The following is an 18,206-nucleotide window of genomic DNA, read 5'->3' on the forward strand; positions in this document are numbered from 1 at the left end:
CTCTACAGGACGTTAACACGGTCCTGGCGAGTCCGGAAAGGGCTCGGCTACCGTGCGCTGAAGCAGAATGGCGAGGGGTGACGGATCATGAGCGACGTTCCGGCGGTGCTGAACGCGGTGCGGCTCCTGGAGCGGATTGCCCGCGATTGGCCGGAGCCGGTGTCCTCCGGGGCGCTGATCGAGGAGCTCGGGCTCAACCGCAGTACGGCGTACAACATCCTCGGCACGCTGCAGCGGGCCGGCTGGACCGCAACGCGCGGCGACCGCGGCGGCTGGTCACTGGGGCCGCGGCTGCTGTCGATGGCCCGCGTGTCCGAGGACTGGATGACCGACATCGTGCAGCAGGAGCTCGATGCGCTGAGCCAGCGCACGGGCTTCATCGTCTTCGCGGTGCAGCGCCACGGTGCCGCCGAGTACTCCGTGCTGGCCAAGGGTGACCGGGGCAAGGGGGTGCGGATCACCGTCGGCATCGGCGACACGTTCCCCTTCTCCGCGCCCGCGATCATGCGCGCGTTCTACGCGTGGGAGGACCCGGCGAACGTCGAGCGGCTCGCGGACCGTTACGGGCTGGAGAGCTTCACGACTGAAACCATCACCACGCGGGCCGCGCTGCGTGAGGAGATGGCCGCCACGCGTGAGCGCGGCTACAGCGTCAGCATCAGGGAGTTCGACCTCGGTCAGTCCGGGTTGGCGGCGCCGGTGTTCGACGCTCAGCGCCGCGTGTCGATGGTCGTCTGCACGCTCGCGTTCTCTTCGGAGCTGAACGAGTCCACTGTGGATCAACATGGCCCGCTGATCCGCGAATGCGGGCTCAGGATCACAGATCGTACCGGCGGCGCGGTCAAAACCGGCGAATAGTTCCGCATCTGCGGAAGTGTCCCGATCTTCCCTGATTGCGCGTTTCTTGACCGCTGTCGACCGGCTCGCTTAATGTGCCGCATGCGGGACTCAATGTCCTCAATAGAGGACAACCTGTCCCGTATTTGAATCTCGGTCCGGCCCATGGCGGCCCGGAAAGGAGATGGCCGTGAGCGACGTCGCCGTCAAGTCCACCTCGTGGACCAAAACCCTGACCCGCACCCAGTGGCGGTCACTGATCGCAGCCAACCTCGGCTGGCTGTTCGACGGCTTCGAGACCTACGCCCTGATCCTCACGGCGGCGGTGGTGCTCAAGCGGCTCGACCCCGGCGCGCCCGCGAGCCAGGTCGCCTTCCTGACCGGCGCCACGATCGCCGTGACGCTCCTGGGCTGGGGCTTCGGCGGCATCCTCGGCGGTGTCTTCGCCGACTACTTCGGCCGGCGCCGGGCGCTGCTGACGTCGATGGTCCTGTACGCGACGTTCACCGGCCTCACCGCGGCCTCGTGGTCTTGGGCGTCGTTCCTCGTGCTGCGCTTCATCACCGGCTTCGCGCTCGGTTCGGAATGGGGCACGGGCACGTCGCTGGTCGCCGAGACCTGGCCGGCCAACGCGCGGGCCAAGGCCGCGGGTCTCATGCAGTGTGGCCTCGGGCTGGGCTTCTTCATCGCGTCGGCATGCTGGCTGTTCATCGCACCGCTGGGCGCGGACTCGTGGCGCTACATGTTCCTGATCGGCGTGCTGCCGGCGCTGTTCGCGCTGTGGCTGCGCAAGTCCGTGCCGGAGTCCGAGAACTGGAAGAGTGCGCACAAGCGGCGCAAGGAGCTCAAGGAACGCAAGGACCAGCAGCTCACCGAGCACGAGCAGTCGTTCACGCGGCTCACGTTGCGCCAGATCATGATCGACCCCAAGCTGCGCAAGCTGACCATCCTCGGGTCGCTCATGTCCCTGGTCACCACGCTCGGCTGGTGGGGCATCTCCACCTGGGTGCCCGCGTACGTCGCTTCAGTCGCGGCCAGCAACGGTGCTTCGGGCCAGTCGTGGGCCAGTGCGGCCGGGATGATCTACAACGCGGGCGCCATCGCCGGGTACATCTCGTTCGGCTTCATCGCCGACCGTTACGGCCGAAAACCCGCGGTGCTGCTGTTCTTCGGTGCGTCGCTGGTCCTCACACCCGTGCTGTTCCTGTGGACGCACAGCCTCGGCCTGATCGTGATCGTGCTGGTGATCAACGGCTTCTTCACCCTCGGCCAATACACCTGGATGCCGGTGTGGCTGCCCGAGTTCTACCCGACGCACCTGCGCGCGACCGGTGCCGCGTTCGTCTTCAACGCCGCGCGCTTCGTCGCGTTCCTCGGTCCGCTCACCGCGGGCGCGATCATCTCGCAGCTCGGCGGATACGGCGTGGCTGCCACCGTCGTCGGGCTCATCTACATCCTCGGCCTCGTCGTCGCCCCGTTCTGCCCCGAAACCCGCGGTCAGCAGCTTCCCGACTGACCGCCTGATCCCTTCCCCGTGAAAGGCCCCGAATGTCGACCGTTCGCATCAACGCGCCGACCGGCGGTGGCACCGGCTTGCGCCCGGCCACCGCACGCATCCTGATCTTCGCCTTCCTGGGCACCCTGTTCGACGGCGCGGAGCTGAACCTCGTCGGCTATCCGCTCGCGTACCTGTCGGAAAGCCTCCACGTGAGCACCATCCAGATCGTGCAGGTGGCGACGCTGCAGGGCTTCGCCTCGATCGCCGGCGGCATTCTCGTCGGCTGGCTCGGCGACCTCTACGGCCGCCGCTGGACCTACACCGGTTCGGTGGTCGTGTTCGGCATCGCCGCGCTGCTCGGCGGGCTCGCGCCCAACTACGCACTGTTCCTGCTCACGCGGCTGCTCGCCGGGGTCGGCATGGGCGGGCTCTTCGGCCTGTCGTACTCGATGTTCGCCGAGGCGTGGAAGACGAGCAAGCGCGGCCTGATGGGCGGCTCGATCCAGTCGATGTACATCGTCGGGCAGATCGTGACCGAAGGCGTCATCTACTTCTGCATCGTCCAGTTCGGCACCGCGTCGGGCTGGCGCGCGGGCTACATCATCATCGGCGCCGCGACGCTGCTCATCGGTGTGCTGTCGGCGATCATGCTGCCGGAGTCGGAGCAGTGGCGGACTTACCAGCGCGAGCTGCGCGAGGGTCGCGTGCCCGAGGACATGCGGCGCACCAAGGTGCCGATCGTCGACCTGTTCCGCAAGGGCTACGCCGGCGGCACCATCCTGTTCATGGGCATCGCGACGGCTCTGTTCCTGACCACGAACTCGATGATCTCGTATCTGTCGACGTTCCTGATCAAGGTGGAGAAGGTGCCGCTCGGCACGGCCAGCCTGATCGTGCTGCTGAACCTCATCGTCACGGCCGTCACCTACCCCATGGCCGGCATGCTGTCCGACGTGATCAAGCGCAAGTGGGCGATGTTCGCAGCCGGTGCGTTTGGCGTGATCGGCTTCGCCTGGTTCCTCATCCTCGTGGTGGGCCACAACGCGAAGATCGGCTCGAACTTCTGGGGCGCGCCCACGTTCTGGGCGCTGATGCTGTGCGCCGCGGGCGCCAGCGGCTTCGGTGTGCTCGGCGTGTGGATGGCCGAGTTCTTCCCCACGCGCGTGCGCTCTACCGGCTCGAACCTCAGCTACTACGCCGGTCGCGGGTTGGGCGCGGGCCTGTTCCCGCTCATCGCGTTGTCGATCGCGGGCACCGTTCCGCTCGCCCTGGCGTTCGGCATCGTCGGCCCGGTCGCGGCTGCGGTGCTCTCCCTGGCCGCGCCCGACTCGACCGGACGGCGGATCGAAGCGGTCGAATAGGCGTCCAGCGGTAGGGCTTTGTCCGGCACGTGGTCGCTCCGCACCGAGCGCGAGACCGGGCAAAGCCCTACCACCCAAGGGGCAGACGCTAGGCCGGCTTGGTCGCGACCAGCTTGGCCACGGAGAACACGCCGGCGGCCCGGGCCGCGTCGAGCGCGATCTTCGAGTCGTGGAAGAGATCGTTGCGCTCACCTTCGTAGGTGAGCCACTTGTCCCGCTCCTCCTCGGGCGTCGAGCCCCAGCAAAGGCCGGACGGGAAGAGGTCCACCGCTTCGCGCACGTCGAACCCGGTGGAGACCAGCATGTCCCGGTACTGCTCGACGGTGGCGTGGTGCGGGATGCAGAAGCCGCGGTTGACCTCGGCCATCACCGCCTCGATCTGCTCGGGGCTGCGGTGTTCGCCCCACGGGCGCTGGATCCAGTCCACGGCGGCCAGGGTGCCGCCCGGGCGCAGCACCCGGAACGCGGCGTTGAAGAAGGCTTGTTTGTCCGGTAGGTGGACCACCGACTCCTGGTAGGTGATGGCCGCGAACGCGGCGTCCGGCCACGCCCCGAGCGTCCGGTACTCGGTGTCCCCGACCGAGTGGAAGAAAGCCTTGTCCGCCAAGCCAAAGCGCCGCGGCCAGCCGCTGCGCTTTCGCCGTCAGCGCGTCGTTGTTCGAGATGCCGACGAACCAGGTCGAGCGCCCGATCAGTGGCACCATGATGGCCCGGTTCATGGTAAAAAACGGACCCGAAAAGCTGTGCCTGAGTGTGCTTGCGAGAGCAAAGAGTTCACCTGAACAACGCATCGACACGAAGCCGTGCTGCGAGTACGCGGGCGCGCACACTCGAGCCGGCGCCCGGCGCGCAGCCCGGTTGGCGGCTGGACGCGTTACGGGGCCGATGCCATCATCATGCGCGCCATCAGGCGGGTCCGAAGGGCCTGCTGGGCAGCCAGGGAGAAAAGAGCCTGACGACACCGCCTGAATTCCCCCCGAACGTTGCGGACGACACAACTCCTGTCGAATTCTCGCTCGCCTTCGACACCACGGGTGAATACGTGGTGCGGGTCCTCGGCGAGACCGTCGGGTCGAGGAGTCCTCGCGAGTTCCTCGATCAGGTGGCCGGCGAATACGGCCTGGTCACCGACCGGCTCGACGCCGTCGCCGACCTGTTCCGTGTCCGGATCGCCCCGTCAGACGTAGCGGCGCGGTATACCTCCGTCTAATCTATCGACGGCTCGCTTGTCTGTCCGCCAACTGGAGGCGGGAGGCATTGAGCCGATGCGCGAAGCACGAACGCGCAACAAGTCCAGGTGACGGTCGTCCGCACCGTCGAAACCGACTACTTGCCGATGAGTGGCCCACCGTGACCCATCACGTGGCGTGAGGAGTCGATTACCGGAGTTTCCGGTGGTAATGACCCCAGCGGGCGACCTCTTGGACGTGTGCTGAGCTGAACGGGTGAATAACACATCCGGGGGAGGGTGGTGAATCCCACTGGCCGGATAGTCGCCGAATTGATTTGTCGACAGGGCGAGTGGCTGTGTTCGAATGTTCCGCGCGCAGGGCCGGTCAGGGTCCTGTCCGGATTGGTTCGGCGGGCAGCCACGCCTGCATCAGTGCCGCGTATCGCCTTGAGCGGACCAGCAGTTCGGCGTGGTTGCCGAGCAGGGTGTCGTGCCCGTCAAGCACGAGCACGTGGCGCGCCCGCACGGCGGACGACAGGCGGTGCGCGATCACGACCAGCGTGCCGCCGCGGTCGGTGAAGGCGCGCTCGGCGCGGGCCTCGGCGGCGGGATCCAAAGTGGAGTTGGCTTCGTCGAGGACGACGATGCGCGCCGCGCTCGCGTGGACGCGGGCGAGGGCGATGAGCTGGGCTTCGCCGCCAGAGAGGCCTTCGGCTTCGTGGCCGAGCACGGCGTCGAGGCCGCCGAGGCGGGTGAGCAGCTCTTCGGCGCCGACGGCTTGGGCCGCGTTGCGGAGGTGCTCGTCCGACGCGGTGGGAGCGAAGAGGCCGAGGTTGTCGCGCAGTGTGCCCGCGAAGACGTAGGCCTGCTGCGGGATGAGGGCGATGAGCTCGTGCCGGTTGGCGGCTTCGCCGACGGGTACGCCGCCGAGCAGCACCTGCCCGGCCTGGGGCGTGAGCAGTCCTGTGAGCAGCCCGGCGAGGGTCGACTTGCCGATCCCGCTCGGGCCGACGACGGCGAGGTGGTCGCCGGGCCGCAGGTCGAGGTCCAGTCCACGCACGACGGGTTCGGGTGCGGCGCCCCAGCGGAAGGTGAGGCCGCGAACGTTCAGGTCTGTGCTGTGGGCTACTTCGGTTTCGGGTTTCTGCGGGGGAACCTCGGCGGTCTCGGCCAGCCGCTTGAGCGCCACGATCAGCCTGAGTACGACGGTGCCCGCTGCGGCGGCCAGGCCCCGCAGGGCTGGTTGCATCGTCGTCGCCAGACAGACCAATGCCCCGAGCGCCGCGCCTGCCGTCAGCTCGCCCCTGGCAACCAGCCCGGGTGCGACCGCCAAGCTCGCGATCAACGGCACGAATGCCCCGAACGAGATCACCAGCGACCTCGCCGCCCCGGAATGTGCGACCTCGACGGCGGCCTCGGCCTGCTTCTCGACGGCGTCGTACACCGCCAACGCCGCTCTCGGCTCTGCCCCACACGCCACGACATCCCGCAACCCGCCGAGCACGGCGCCGGTGGTCTCGGCGGTCCGCTCGTCGGCGAGCACCAGCGCCCGCTGCCTGCGTGCCAGCGACGGCAGCAGCGCCGCGAACGCCGCGATCGCGACCGCCACGGGCACCGCCACCGGGACTACGAGCCGCCCCGCGACGGTCACCAGCCCCGCGATCGCAGCCGCCGTGGTCACGACCATCGCACGTGCCTGCACGAGCAGCCCCGCCGTGGCGTCCCGCACCACCTCCACGTGCTGCGTGATCCTCGCGACGCCACTCGCGTCGGCCGCGTTCCGCGGCGGGTCGGGGTCGTGGAGCACGCCGCGCACCACGGCCGTCACCAGCGCGTCCCGCAGCGGCTCCACCACCAGCCCCATCTGCCGCCACACCAACCGCGACCCGAACGCCCCCGCCAGCGCCGCCACCCCGAACAACGCGAGATAGCCGACACCGGCCTTCGGCGCCCCCACCGCGAACCCCCGGTCGACCGCCAGTTCGACCAACCGCCCGGAGAAGAACGCCGGTGCCCCTTCCAGCACGGAGCACGCCAGGAGGACGAGCCCGCCGCGCCATTGCCGCAGGAGGGTCGCCCGGTAGAGGTGACCGACGCTCATTCCGACCTCCTCCGTGACCTGCTCAAGCGCGCTTTCGCGTCGCCAGCGGGCTGGGTTCGTGCGGTTGGGGTGCGTGCTCGGCGCTGCGGGTTTTGCCGTGCGGGATGGGTTGGTGCGGAGTCGGCGAGGGGGTGGCGTGCGGCGGAGGTCCTTGCCGGTACTCCCGCCGCCTTCGCGAGGTGTTCGGACGTGCCTTCGCGCCGCCGGTCGGCCGGATTCGTGCGGCTGCGCCGGCGCCGCGGGTGCTGCCGCCGGCGGTGAGGTGGTGCGGACTTGTCGAGTGGACGTCGTGCGGTGGAATTCGTTGCCGGTCATCCCGCCTCCTCCGTGAACACGGCGCGGTACCGCGGGTTCCGCCACAGGACGTCGTGCGGGGCGATGGCTCTGACGTGGCCGTCCTCGAGCCAGGCAACGGTGTCGGCGCGGGAGGCGAGGGCGGCGCGGTGCGTGACGACCACCAGGGTTGTTCCGCCGACGTCGGCGAGGACGGACTGTTCGGTGACGGTGTCGAGGCTTGCGGTGGCGTCGTCGAGGAGGAGGACGCGCGGGTTGTGCACGATGGCCCGCGCGAGGCCCACGCGCGCGGCTTCCCCGCCCGACAGCGGGGTTTCGGCGAGCGGCGTGTGGTAGCCATGGGGGAGGCGGGTGATGACGTCGTGGATGCGGGCGGTGCGGCAGGCCGCGCGGACGGCGGTGTCACCGGCCCAGCTGCCGTAGCCCACGGCGTCGGCGACGGTGGTGCCGAGCAGGTGCGGCCGGGCGAAGCCGTAGCCGACCATGGCGCGGAGTTCCTCGGGGCGCAGGGTGGTGAGGTCCCGGCCGTCGAGGTGGGCCTGGCCGGCGTCGGGTGTGGTGAGGCCCCCCAGGATACTGACCACAGTGGACTTACCGGAGCCGGATTTCCCCACTATGGCGGTGAACGTGCCGCCGGGGATGGTGAGCGTGGTGGGGCGCAGGGCGCCTTGGACGGTGGCGTTGTGGAGGGTGAGCGTCCCATTGCCGGGCAGGAGGCCGAGCTTGCCGCGCTCGGGGGTGGCGACGTCGAGCACCTCGGCGACGCGCTGGGCGCAGCTTCGGGCCCGCGAAACGGTGGTGAGCAACGGGATTTGCGTCACGAGCCCCATGCCGAGGGCGACGTAGCCGAGGGCGGCGAGCACGTCGCCGACCGTCAGCCGGTGTCCGAGCACCCCGAACCCCGCCGCGGTGAGCGCCGCCAGCTCCACGGCCGGCAACAGCAACGCGGCGCGCCACACCATCTTCGCCTGCGTCCGCCACATCCCGCGCCCGGCAAGACTGAGGCGCGGCAACGGTTTCAGCACGCGCTCGGCTTCCTGGTCCGCGGTCCCGGACGCGGCGATCGTGGCCAATCCGGCGTTGGCGTCGAGCAGCCGCGCCGCGAGCTCGCCGGAGACGCGCTGGTAGGTGAGGACGTCGTCGGCGGTGTTCTTCAGGTGCGACCTGGCGAGGAGCAGCGCCACGGGGATGCTGCCGAGGAACGCGAGCGCGAGCCGCCAGTCGAGGGCCGCGAGCAGCACGACGGCCCCGACGGAGATCACCGCGGAGGACACCAGCTGCACTACGACCGGCACGATGCTGCCCGCCCCCACGGCGTCCCCGGCCATCCGGCTCACCGCATCCCCTTCGGCGAACGGGGTTTTCGTCTTCTGCGCCAACAGCCGGTCGATCATCCTGCGCCGCAGCCAGGCGCCGGCGCCACTGGTGACCCTCACGACGACCACCCCGCCGACCACATCGGCCACGATCTCGGCCCCACCGACGACGACCAGCCAGGCGACTTGCCGTACCGCGCCTCTGCCGCCGATCACGGCATCGGTGGCACTCGCCAACGCCCCGGGCAACAACTAACTCGCCCCCACCGCGACGAGCCCGACCACGACGAGCACCCCGACCCGCCACGGGTCCCGCTTGGCGACTTCCGCCAAGAGCCGATCCCCGGGCGCCGCCGGTTTCGCCGCCTTCCTCGCCGTGCGCCCGCAGCGTGCCACCGGCTGTGGCCAGCCCGCAGGCGGTTCGGCACCTTGCCGCACGGCTCCGCCGGGTGCCGGCCATCGCCGTGCCGCCCGGCCGTGGCGTGGCGTTGGCTGTGGCAAGTCGGGTGACGGTTCGGCACCTTGCCGCTCGACCTCGCGGCGTGCCGGTCGTGCGGCACGGTTTCGTCGTGCCGCCCGCTGTGGCAAGTCAGCGCGAGGATGGGCAACTTGCCGTTCGGAGGTGGTGCTTGCCGGTGGCTGAGAGGTCCGGCAGCGGCGGCGTGCCGTTGGGTGCGGCAAGGGCGAGCGGCCTGTGGCAACTTGCCAGGCCACAGGTGAACTTGCCGAAGCCGGAGGGCTCGCGCTGACAGGGGCGGTGGTAGGCGCCGTGTCGACGGGATCGTCGGACGGCGCTCCGTACCCGGGCATCTCACTCCTCGTCCAACGAGTCCAACCAGTCCAACCAGTCCAACGAGCCGACCAGCCCAACGACGCCAACTGGCCCAACCTGCCGCCGACCGCCCGGCAGAACCCGGCGAACCCGGTGACCAACCCACGGCACCACGGCAGAATGGTGCGGCGGGAGCGGCACACTTGGCCTGCGCCGCTCCCGCACCCGGGTCCGTGACACCCGACGACCGTCAGAAGGTCGACAAGGGTCGAAGGGTCAGTAGGTCAGCTGACTCAGTGGCAGGTCAGCAGGCTGAGCGTGCTGTGCGCGCACGACGCCAGCAGGCTCAGGTTGCTCGGCGCCCCGTGGCCGTGGCCGCCGCGGTGGGCTTCGAGGGCTTCGGGGGCTTCCAGGGCCTGCAGGTCGAGAACCAGTTCCATGGTGATCCCTTCTCGTGTTCTACCGCCCGGCCATCAGCGGCCGGAGGTGTGGGGGGACGGCGTGGCGCCCAGGAAAGGCAGCACCTCTGTGCCGTCCAGCAGGGCCGACAGTGCGAGCAGCACGCCCGCGCTCCCGGTGTTGACGTCGGTCGACAGGCGCAGCAACTGGTTGCCCGGGAAGGCCAGGCCGCCGCGAAACGGGACGGCGTGCCAGGCCAGGCGCGCCAGGTGCAGGTCGATGGCCGCACGAACCCGAGCAGAAGGCGAAGCATCGAACGACAGCGCCGCCATCAACCCCGCACGCCCGTGCAGCAGACCGGGCTGGATCACGAACTCGCCGCGGCACGCCTCGCGCAGCGCGGGTAGGTTCGAACACGCCACAGCGGAAGGCGAAACCCGCGCGAGCTGCTCCGGCACCAGCAAGATCCCGGCGCTGCCGATTCCCGCGTAAGGCAGCGTTCGACGCTCGCCGTCGCGGACTTGCAGGGAACCGTCGTCGGCGGTGGCGCATTCTTCGAGGTCGCGGCGCAGCGCCTGGTCCGCGAACGACAGCCACGCGGGTTCACCGGTCCGCTCGTACAGCCGGATGAACAGCAACGCCGGCCCCGACCAGCCGCTCAACAGCCCCGCCCGCGCGAACTTCCCGGGCGGCGCGGCCGTCTCCAGCGTCTCGGCGAGCTGCACCGCGGTGGCCAACGCCTGCCGCCCGTACTCGTTGTCGCCGCGCGAAGTCGCGAAGTGCAGCTGCGTCAAGGCGATCCCAGCGAGCCCGCCCTCGAACGCGTGGTCAGTGGTCTGGTCCACCAGGGCCCGGGACCCGGCCAGCAACGCCGAAGCCGCGTCGCGGTGGCCGAGGTGCTCGAGCACGTACGCGATCCCGTGGCTGCCGTCGAGGAACCCCGGCCGCGCGGGCGGTTCACGGCGCACGGCGTCGAGCAGCCACTGCTCGTGCTCCGGGAACCGGCCGGCCCCGGCCACGTCCAGCGCCCACAACACGCCGGCCGCGCCGAAGCCGAAGCACGCGCCGCCCACCCGGAACTGCTCGATGTCGCCCGGGAACAACCGGTCAAGGCGCGACGGGGTGGCCGACGCCAGCACGCCCTCCACGATCTGCTTGCGCACCAGCGTCCAGTCGGGCCGCTCCTCGTCGAGCTCGGTGTGTGTCACGAGGGAGCCGGGCGCGCCCAGCACCCGCACCAGCTCGTCCGCGTACCCGTCGGACAGCCCGAACCGGCGCTGCGCGAACTCCGCCGCACCCCGCAGCTTCGCCGGCGCCAGCTCCAGCAGCGTCGCCAACGGCAGGAAGAGCCACAGCCGCAGCATCGCCAGCGCGTACCGGTCGATGTCGAACCCGTGCCGGTCGGCCGGCGCGCGGAACCCCGGCGCGCCCAGCGCCGGCCGCGAATCCGACGCGACGTCGAACGCCATCTCGAAGTCGATCAGCGACACCGTGTCGTCGTCGGCCACCAGCACGTTCAGCGCGTGCAGGTCGCCGAACACCACCCCGCGTTCGTGCAGGTCGGCGACGATCCGCTCCACCTGCGCGAGCAGCCCCAGTGCCCGGTCGCGGTACGCCAGCAGGTCCTCCTCGGTGCTGTCGCGGCGCGTGAGCGGGTAGTGCAGTGCGAGCCAGCTGCCCAGCGACGTCCCCGGCATCCGCTGCATCGCCAGGTAGTGGTGCTCCCACACGGTGAAGCGCTCGTACGCGTCCGGAACGCCCGGAACGTCCGCCAGCCGCTGCAGCACCTCGTGTTCACGCCGCAACCGGTCGACGGCGTCGACCAGCTCCCGTTCCAGGCCGGCGTGGGGCCGGGCCTCCTTGAGCACGACCGGCCGGCGGTGCTCTTTGTGCTCCGCGAGGTACACGCCGCCGCCGTTGGAGAAGTGCAGCGAGCTGGTCACGCGGTACGGGAACTGCTCCGGATCGCCGCTTTTGCGCGCCGCGAGGCTCGCGTCCAAGCAGGCCGGAATCTTCACCCAATCGGGTACCGAGAAAACGGGCTCACGCCGGTCGGGGACGGGTGTACCGTCGGGTTTGCGGATCGCGAGCACTCGTGTGCCGTCGTTTTCCAACCATTGTTCGGCGAATCCGCCATACCGCACGTATAGCGGCCCTGATTCGTACCGAAGGTCGCTGAGGACATAAGCGCCGTGCTCGCCGCTCAGCCGCTCGGAAAGATCTTGAAGAATTCGCGCCAGTTCGCACTCGTCGAGCGGGTAAAGCGTGATCAACTTGCCGCTCCCGTCGCGAGGTGCGTATTTCGAATTCCGCGCCAGGAGGATGGTCCGGGATCGCAGGTGCTTGAACGCCACGCGACGGTCCAGGCAGTATTCGTGCACCGCCGCCAGCACGCGGTCCGCATTGTCCATCCCGGCCGAAACGTGGACCTTCCAGCCCTGTTTCGGCCAGCTCAACGCCCTGTGGCTGCAGTGCGCGCCAGATGCCGCGGGTACCCACCGTCCACATCGGTCCCGGCGCCGGCAGCCCGGCGGCGAATTCGTCGGCGGCCGCTCCGGTTTCGCGTTGTTCGTCGAAGAACAGCGGATCCGCGAAGCAGAACGCTTCATACCGCATGTCCATGAAGCCGCACCCTCCGCGTACTTCCGCACTCCCTGACGAGGAATATTCCCGCACGCCGGAGGTGCACAGGCCAATCCGCCAACCCGGGGGTTCGGCTGGGCTGATCAGGGTAGACAGAAGTGTCGCCGGAGTCCGAAACCGGGGACCCTGTGTGATTTCACGGATTAGTCGACCACTCGGTCGTGGTGTAACATCCGGCGCCGCGCATCGTTGATGCAGGTCGGGCGAAGTGCGGCATAACTGTACCGTCAAATTGGCAGAACGCCATCAACGGATTCCGGCGTCCGATTTCGACAGCCGCGCCGGCCTGGGGAGGCTCGGTCCACAGAAGACCGACGGTCGTGGCGCCGGCCACGTCGGCAGCCCTCGGCGAACAGCCCCGGAAACGCCAGCGGGTACGTTGTGGCCAGCGCGGCAGAAGGAGGAACGGGTGATTCTCGGTTTCGCGGTGGCGGTGGCGGTGTGTGCACTGCTGGTCGCGCTGTGGAGCTTCGTGCAGGCCGCGCGCAAGCGCCTGCCGGACACCCCGCTGCTCGTCGCGCTCGGTGTGGTGGAGGTGCTGCTCCTCACCCAGCTCGTGGTCGGCATCGTGCTGCTCGCGAGCGGTGAGAAGCCCGGCAGCCTCGCCACGTTCCTGGCCTACCTGATCGGTTGCCTGGTCGTGCTGCCGGTCGGCGCGGTGTGGGCGCTGGCCGAGCGGAGCCGGTCGAGCACGGTCGTGCTCGGCATCGCCTGCCTGGCCATCCCGGTGATGGTGCTGCGACTGAACGAGGTGTGGAGTGGAGCAAGCGCGTAAGACGGCCACGGGCCCGGGCCGGGTGCTGGTCGCGGTGTACGCGATCTTCGCGCTGGCCGCGACCTCACGCGCCGGCGTCCAGATCGGCACGAAGTTCCACGAAGCGCCGCTGGCCTACGTGCTCTCGGCCTTCGCCGCCGTTGTCTACCTCCTCGCCACCTTCGCCCTCGCGAAAGGCGGTGAACGCTGGTGGCGCGTGGCGCTCGTGGCGTGCAGCGTCGAATTCCTCGGGGTGCTGACGGTCGGCACGCTCAGCATCTTCGACCGCCAGGCCTTCCCCGACGCGACGGTGTGGTCGGTCTACGGCCAGGGCTACGTCTTCATCCCGCTCGTGCTGCCGCTGGTCGGCCTGTACTGGCTGTGGCGGACCGCGCCCAAGCGCGTCGCGGCCTGACCGGCCTCGGAAACACTACGCAGAACTGCGCGTAGCCGCAGAAACGAGCGAACATGCGTCTGCGCACGTGTTTGATGCTGCTCGCGTCGGCCAACGATGGCCGTCGTCAGCGCCTCTCCGGCCCTCGCCTGGCGGCGGCACTGCCTCGAGCGCCCCGTGGGCCGCGCGGCTCTTCGTGAACGGCCGGCAGAACTGCACCGCCATCATCATCGCGCCGCGCTACATCCTCACCGCGAAGCACGGCGTCGCCGACCTGGCCATCGCGCACCTGTCCACCTCGGTCAGCGCCCCATACTCGCCGCTTGGCCGCACCGGTGACGTCGCCGTCCGCCAGACCGTCCAGGTCTACGGCCGGGCCGCCACCAGCCAGTGCGGCTCGGAGATCAACTGCCACTCCCGCCTGCTCAAGATCGCCGACGTCCGCGTCAACTCCATCACCTGTCGCGACTACACGGGCGGCATCGCCGTTTGCGCCAACATCACGCAGTACCGCCCCTGGATCTCGCAGGTCGCGGGCGGTTGACGAGGTCAGGCCGGAGGCCGCCCATCACCGGCGGCCTCCGTGACGTCGCCCGCCGGTGCGACGGGTCTTCAGCTCGTGGAGTATTTCCCGCCGCCCCTCACACACCGGGTACCGGCTGGAGTTGTCGGCGAACCAGTCGTGCAACATGGCGTCCTTGGCGCAGGATCGAACCGTCTGCCCAGCTCAGCGGGGCAGGACGCGGCCGGCGAAGTGAAGCTCGAGCAGGCGACGGGAAGGGTCCGCGCCGCTTCGTGGTTGTCATTCGAGAGAAACCACTGCGGAACGAGGAGACCCATGTCCCAGGCAACGCAGCAGAAGATCCCCGGCCCCGACCACCCGATCACCGTCGAGGTCAACCCGGCCCGTGTGCTGGTGAAGCTGGGCGACACGGTCATCGCCGACACGACCCGCGCGCAGGTCTTGCGCGAGTCCACCTACCCGGCGGTGCAGTACATCCCGCGCGAGGATGTCGACTTCGCCGCGCTCGCGCGCACCGAGCACCACACGTACTGCCCGTACAAGGGCAACGCGTCCTACTACTCCCTCACTCCGGCCGGCTCCGCGGGTGACAACGCCGTCTGGACGTACGAGAAGCCCTACGACGCGGTGTCCCCGATCAAGGACCACCTCGCGTTCTACGCGGACCGCGTCTCGATCGAGGAACTGCCCGCCTGACCCACGAAAAAGCCGGGCGCGCCCCAAAAAAGGAGCGCGCCCGGCCGATCGGCAAGCTCAGCGGGTCACAGTCAGCTCCGCCGACCCCGTCACGCCACCGCTGGACACCGAGATCGTCACGGTGCCCGCCCGGCGAGCGGTGATCTTGCCCGTTTTCGCGTCCACCGAAGCAACGCGAGAGTCGCTCGACGACCACACGTGCGAGGCCGGATCGGCGATGGGCATCGTGGCCGCGGGGAGGTTGTCCCCGCCGACCTCGGCGCCGGTGGCGGAAGCACTGGCCGAAGCACCCGTCCGCAGCGAAGACGAAGGCACCGTCACCGCGATCGACGACAGCACCGGCTCCACCGAGAACTGCACGTCACCACGAGCGGTGTGCAGCAGCACGAAGTGGTAGATGCCGCCCTCGTCCGAAGGCGCGTACGCCGGCATGCCGAGGTCCGCAATCGTCAGCTGCGGGATGCCCCCGGCGGCCGGCGACGTCGGGTTGCCCAGCGGGTCGATGACCTGGTCGGCGAACCCGCGCGCGTGGCCGTACAGCATCACCACGTGCTTGTCCGGGTGCGTCTGCTGGTAGCGCTGCACCAGCCGCACGTACATGCGCGCCTCCCACCGGTCGCTGAACTGGCTGTTGGCCACCGGGTGGGGGTCGTACGCCGGCATGTGCGTGGTCACCAGCACGGTCTGCGACGAAGCGTCCGTGAGCTGCTTGACCAGCCACGGGTACTGCGCCTCGGCGGGCGACTGGAAGGCGTCCGACGACTGCAGGCTGCCGTGCGCGTTGTCGGTGACGATCACCTGCGCGTCGCCGGCCTTGTACTGGTAGTGCGTGGCCCCGAAGACCTGGGCGAAGTTGCCGTTCTCCGGCAGCACGCCCTGGCTGATCTCGTGGTTGCCCACCACGTCGTGGTACGGCACGCCCAGCGCGGCGATCTTCTGCTGCGCGTACTGCAGGTCGGGCACCGCGCCGTCGTCCGACATGTCACCCAGCGCCTGCACCGAAGACGGCCGTGCCTGCGCAGGCAACGTCGGCAACCGGCCCTTGATGGTGTCCATGACGTTCGACGAGGCCGAACCCGGGTCGCTCGCCACCATGTGCGCGTCGTCGCCCAGCAGCATCGTCGAGCCAGAACGCGAGAAGTCCGCGGCGTTCTCCGAGAACTTCAGCCACGAGGGGTTCTGCGGGATCGCCTGGTACGGCGGCGTGACCAGCGGACGCGGTGAGTACAGCGCCTGCAGGCCGCTCACGTTCAGCGTGCCCGACGTCGTCTGGCTCGGGTTGATCGTGAGGAAGTCGACGAAACTGATCCGCAGCGGGAAGTTCAGCCCCGGCGGCAGCGTCGCGATGGCCAGGCGCCAGTCCTGCCACGTCACCGTGGTCGGGTACAGCGTGGTGGTGGCGCCGTCGATGCCGAGGTACGACTCGGCAAGCTGGATGCCGGTGCCGTCGCCCTTCACCCACACGCCGATGCCGGTCGGGTTCTGCCCGCCGGCGTTGGCGCCGGCCGTGATGGTGGTCTTCGGCGACAGCACGAGCTGCTTCACGCCGGAGCCCGCGGGCATCGTGTACGTCAGCTGCGTCGAGGCCGAAGCCGTCGAACCGGGCGGAACCACGCCCGGCGCGGCGACCATCGTGGCCGGCTGGCCCGTGGTGTTGCGCAGACTCCACGCGGCCGGGTCGCTGAAGTCGTTGAGCTCCTGCGACACGCTGCCGATGGCCACGGTCGCGGTCGCCGTGGCGCCGCCGACCTTCGCCGTCACCTTCTCCAGGCCCGAGTTCACCGCGTCCGCCGTGAAGACACCGGACTTGTCGACGCTGCCCAGCGCCGCGTCGCTCACCGCCCACGAAGCCGCGGCGGCGGGGATGGCGACCGCGGTGCCCGTGGACGTCGAGCCGGACAGGGTGAACGTCTGCGTGCCACCGTTGTTGAGGTCCGGGTCGGTCGGGGAGATCTGCAGCGACCCGAGCCGGTCGACGACCCGCAGTGGCTGCACGGAGACCGCGGTGCCCGCGTGGGCGATCAGCACGCCGGTGCCCGCGTGGTCCGCGGTGAACTGGCCGTCCTGCCACGAACCGAGTGTCGACGGCACGACCTGCACAGAAGCCTTCTCACGCGCGGGGTTGCCGAGCGAGTCGAGGCCGAACGCGGGGACCGGCACGGTCGCGCCGGGCACGGTGTCCACGCCCTTGCCGCCGTTGACGATCACCGTGCGCGCGAAGCCGGGGGCCTGCTCGGTCGAGTACAGGAACAGGCCGTTGGCGACCGGCCGCTCGTGGCCGTCCGACGGGCTGTTCATCACCGAGACGGCGGGGTCACCCGGCTTGCGGGCCACCATCTCGGTGGAGCCGCCGCCGTCGAAGAGCACGGCGTTGTACGCGCCGTGGGCGACCATGTAGCCCGCGACCTGTGCCGGCGTCACGCCCAGCGCCGCGCTCGCGCCGAGGCGCCCGTCGAGGGTGGCGATGATCGTGTGCCTGCCGTCCTTGCTCACGCCGATCACGGTCTCGGGGTTGACGCCGCCCGGCGGGTTGCCGGTGGGGTCGTCGTAGACCGCGCCGTCCTTGACCAGCATGGTCGAGCCGGACAGCAGCTGCTCGAGGCCGCCGGTGTCGGCCGTGACCGAGACCGAGTCTCCACTGTGGACGGTGGTCGACAGCCATGTGCCGCCGGCGCCGCCGCCGAGGAGGCCGAGCCGGCCCTTCGGCAGGGCCGGCGCCGCGGTGACGCCCGTCTGCACGGAGTCGACGACGAACGTGCCCGCCTTCGTCTCGCGCCCGAGCACGAGCGTGCTCGCCGGAAGCGCCGTCGCGCCGCCGAGGTCGGGGGTGATCTCGGTGATGCCGCCGGACGCGACGTCGTTGACAACGTTGACAGAAGTCAGGGGAGTGCTGGCGGCGCCGTCCTTGACCGAGCCGGAGAAGGTCTGCGGGCCGAGCACCATCGTGCCGTCGGCGCGCACACCGAGCTGCGCGTTGAAGTTCGGGCGTGGGCTCTTGAGCAGCTTGCCGTTCGTGATCACGCCGCCGAGCGGGCGGCCGCTGGCGTTGATCTCGAAGAAGTCGCCGTTGACGCCGGCCACCGCGTGGGTGCGAGCGGCCATCGACGCGACCGTCTCGTCGGCCGGGTTGGTGACCACGTCGCCGGCTTCGACCACGCCGAGGCGTACGTTCGGGTCACCGAGGTTCACGTCGAGCACCTGGGTGTGCTGGCGGCCGCCGACGGTGTCGTAGGTCTCGGAGTACTGGGTCACGCCGCGCGTGACGGTCACCGGCGTCGTCTTCGTCTGGTCGACGACGAGGCTCCAGTTCGCGGGAGTGGCCGGCAGCCACGGCTTGGGTACCGAGGCCTCCGCCGTTCCGGTGGCCCCGAAGGTGACCACGCTTCCCGCGAGCAGAGCGGCCACCACCGCGCTGCTTCTTCGACTGCGTTTCAAGACAGCTCCTCG

Annotated in this window: 12 protein-coding genes and 2 pseudogenes; 8 read left to right on the forward strand and 6 right to left on the reverse strand. The window is 69.8% G+C overall.

The window, feature by feature from the left end:
* Positions 1–87 precede the first annotated feature (87 nt).
* The 3 genes from AB0F91_RS28450 to AB0F91_RS28460 all read left to right on the forward strand — a co-directional run bounded on the left by AB0F91_RS28450 (position 88) and on the right by AB0F91_RS28460 (position 3,696).
* Positions 88–858 carry an IclR family transcriptional regulator gene (locus AB0F91_RS28450; RefSeq protein ID WP_360602250.1) on the forward strand — a complete coding sequence of 257 codons (771 nt, stop codon included), beginning with the start codon at positions 88–90 and terminating at the stop codon, positions 856–858.
* A gap of 169 nt (positions 859–1,027) precedes the next feature.
* Complete coding sequence (locus AB0F91_RS28455; RefSeq protein WP_360602252.1) at positions 1,028–2,353, forward strand: MFS transporter; 1,326 nt, start codon at positions 1,028–1,030, stop codon at positions 2,351–2,353.
* 32 nt (positions 2,354–2,385) lie between these two features.
* Positions 2,386–3,696, forward strand: coding sequence for an MFS transporter (locus tag AB0F91_RS28460; RefSeq protein WP_360602254.1), 1,311 nt, complete (start codon positions 2,386–2,388; stop codon positions 3,694–3,696).
* 88 nt (positions 3,697–3,784) lie between these two features.
* Here the strand turns inward: AB0F91_RS28460 and AB0F91_RS28465 are convergent, their stop codons facing one another.
* Positions 3,785–4,303 (reverse strand): methyltransferase domain-containing protein, encoded by a 519-nt coding sequence (locus tag AB0F91_RS28465; protein ID WP_360602256.1) that lies wholly within the window; start codon positions 4,301–4,303, stop codon positions 3,785–3,787.
* A 144-nt stretch (positions 4,304–4,447) separates the two neighbouring features.
* Between AB0F91_RS28465 and AB0F91_RS28470 the strand changes: the two genes are divergently transcribed.
* Positions 4,448–4,906: a hypothetical protein gene (locus AB0F91_RS28470; protein ID WP_360602258.1), complete on the forward strand. Its 459-nt coding sequence runs from the start codon at positions 4,448–4,450 to the stop codon at positions 4,904–4,906.
* A 346-nt stretch (positions 4,907–5,252) separates the two neighbouring features.
* On the opposite strand, the gene AB0F91_RS28475 is transcribed toward AB0F91_RS28470, so the two are convergent.
* The 4 genes and pseudogenes from AB0F91_RS28475 to lanKC form a co-directional block, all read right to left on the reverse strand.
* Complete coding sequence (locus AB0F91_RS28475; RefSeq protein ID WP_360602260.1) at positions 5,253–6,968, reverse strand: ABC transporter ATP-binding protein; 1,716 nt, start codon at positions 6,966–6,968, stop codon at positions 5,253–5,255.
* A 311-nt stretch (positions 6,969–7,279) separates the two neighbouring features.
* Complete coding sequence (locus AB0F91_RS28480; protein WP_360602262.1) at positions 7,280–8,794, reverse strand: ABC transporter ATP-binding protein; 1,515 nt, start codon at positions 8,792–8,794, stop codon at positions 7,280–7,282.
* 849 nt (positions 8,795–9,643) lie between these two features.
* On the reverse strand, positions 9,644–9,790 hold the full coding sequence (locus tag AB0F91_RS28485; RefSeq protein ID WP_360602263.1) for a SapB/AmfS family lanthipeptide: 147 nt from the start codon (positions 9,788–9,790) through the stop codon (positions 9,644–9,646).
* Positions 9,791–9,823: 33 nt separating this feature from the next.
* Positions 9,824–12,371, reverse strand: a pseudogene (gene lanKC, locus AB0F91_RS28490) (class III lanthionine synthetase LanKC).
* Positions 12,372–12,801: 430 nt separating this feature from the next.
* On the opposite strand from lanKC, the gene AB0F91_RS28495 reads away from it, so the two are divergent.
* From AB0F91_RS28495 to AB0F91_RS28510, 4 genes and pseudogenes are all read left to right on the forward strand, one after another.
* Entirely contained in the window at positions 12,802–13,167 is a 366-nt protein-coding gene (locus AB0F91_RS28495; protein ID WP_360602264.1) for a hypothetical protein, read from the forward strand.
* A 22-nt stretch (positions 13,168–13,189) separates the two neighbouring features.
* Positions 13,190–13,561 (forward strand): hypothetical protein, encoded by a 372-nt coding sequence (locus AB0F91_RS28500; RefSeq protein ID WP_360602422.1) that lies wholly within the window; start codon positions 13,190–13,192, stop codon positions 13,559–13,561.
* A 142-nt stretch (positions 13,562–13,703) separates the two neighbouring features.
* Positions 13,704–14,084, forward strand: a pseudogene (locus AB0F91_RS28505) (trypsin-like serine protease); the annotation flags it as partial.
* Positions 14,085–14,378: 294 nt separating this feature from the next.
* Positions 14,379–14,759, forward strand: a complete 381-nt coding sequence (locus tag AB0F91_RS28510) for a DUF427 domain-containing protein (protein WP_360602266.1) — start codon at positions 14,379–14,381, stop codon at positions 14,757–14,759.
* Positions 14,760–14,816: 57 nt separating this feature from the next.
* Here the strand turns inward: AB0F91_RS28510 and AB0F91_RS28515 are convergent, their stop codons facing one another.
* Positions 14,817–18,194, reverse strand: a complete 3,378-nt coding sequence (locus AB0F91_RS28515) for a phosphodiester glycosidase family protein (RefSeq protein WP_360602268.1) — start codon at positions 18,192–18,194, stop codon at positions 14,817–14,819.
* Between the last annotated feature and the right edge of the window lie 12 nt (positions 18,195–18,206).

It is taken from the genome of Amycolatopsis sp. NPDC023774 (genome assembly GCF_040639695.1).
GTDB lineage: Bacteria > Actinomycetota > Actinomycetes > Mycobacteriales > Pseudonocardiaceae > Amycolatopsis.

Excerpts from the sequence above, each read along its gene's own strand:
- AB0F91_RS28450 (WP_360602250.1), top strand. The coding sequence starts at position 88 with ATGAGCGACGTTCCGGCGGTGCTGAACGCGGTGCGGCTCCTGGAGCGG.
- AB0F91_RS28460 (WP_360602254.1), top strand. The coding sequence starts at position 2,386 with ATGTCGACCGTTCGCATCAACGCGCCGACCGGCGGTGGCACCGGCTTG.
- AB0F91_RS28475 (WP_360602260.1), bottom strand. The coding sequence starts at position 6,968 with ATGAGCGTCGGTCACCTCTACCGGGCGACCCTCCTGCGGCAATGGCGC.
- AB0F91_RS28485 (WP_360602263.1), bottom strand. The coding sequence starts at position 9,790 with ATGGAACTGGTTCTCGACCTGCAGGCCCTGGAAGCCCCCGAAGCCCTC.
- AB0F91_RS28510 (WP_360602266.1), top strand. The coding sequence starts at position 14,379 with ATGTCCCAGGCAACGCAGCAGAAGATCCCCGGCCCCGACCACCCGATC.